Origin of the sequence: Desulfovibrio sp. Huiquan2017, assembly GCF_017351175.1 — a bacterium.
GTDB lineage: Bacteria > Desulfobacterota > Desulfovibrionia > Desulfovibrionales > Desulfovibrionaceae > Pseudodesulfovibrio.
In genome coordinates this window covers 1-1,116 of record NZ_JAFMPN010000037.1, presented here as the reverse complement: position 1 = coordinate 1,116, position 1,116 = coordinate 1, and the positions used below count along the sequence as shown (strand labels likewise).

Below are 1,116 nucleotides of genomic sequence, written 5' to 3'. Positions count from 1 at the left end.
GCACGGTGGACCCGCAAAAGGCAGGCGACTTCCTTGATGGTCAAAAGCTTCGGTGCATCGGTCATTTTGTGGTTCTCATAGGAACGGAACGTAAAGCCTCCTACCGCCGTAGCGTACCCGTTTCCAACTTCCCCTTCGGTTGAGGTTGCTCATCAATACTCGGCCAACAGGCCAGTTTGACACTGCCAGAGAAGTGAAAGTCAAATGCCGGAAAGGGGGTCTGAGAAAAAAACTGATAAAAAATGAAACCCGCCGGAAATGGCGGGGCTTCTTCTAACGGGAACTGCCAAGATAGGCGTTCGATACGTCCCGACGGCCAGGCGAATGCCCCGCCGCCACTTCGATGTTGTCGCGTGCTTCGTCGTCGAGCTGGGGCCAGTCATCCCCGGCCGTTGCCTGGGCGGCTTCGTGGAATGCCTGAACGCTATCGTACTGGTTCGGCGGTTCGAAGCCCGTATGGTCCACATACATCTGTCGAAAGCGTTCGTGACGGAGGCCGTGCAGGGTACCCCCGGCATCCTTGCTCGTCAGGCCGTGCTTTCTGGCTGCATAATCCAGCCGATGCAGCCATTCGTCGCCCATGCCTTCGGGCATGAGATTGTTGATGCCCTTTCGGTCGGAAGGGGACACGTATTCTTCGGCCCGCTTAAGGGCCGCTTCCTGTTGCTGGGACAAGTCGTGCAGGATTCGGGGCCTGCCGCCCTTGGTCCCGTACTGAACGAGAAGGCTATGGTTTTCCCGGTCCCAGTCGTTAGGCAAGTCCAGCTTGGCTGATTCTTCCCGGCGCAATCCCACGTTGTACATCAGGTCGATCTGCGCCGCCGCCCGACCCGCGTGCGGATACGACTTGTCGTTCCGCATGCGGGTCAGGGTGCCTTGGAAGACTTCCGCGGCGACCGCACGGGACGTCGCATTGGCGATGGACCCGCGCCTGACCCCGAAAGTCGCGTTGCTTTTGCTGATGTGGTCATTCCCGTAAGCGCGGCAGATGTGGCGTGCCGCGGTGAAGACTTCGGCAATCCTGCCGTCACCCACGCCGTCCGCACGCATGGCGCCCGCCACACGCTGGAAATGTTTGTTGGTCACCTTGGTCCACTTCTGGGCTCCCAGGTTCGC

At 59.8% G+C, this 1,116-nt stretch carries 1 protein-coding gene; it reads right to left on the bottom strand.

Annotated elements, in window-relative coordinates:
• Window positions 1–273: 273 nt before the first annotated feature.
• The coding region (locus J0909_RS18240) for an integrase domain-containing protein (protein WP_207265116.1) at window positions 274–1,116 on the bottom strand (843 nt) is incomplete at its 5' end.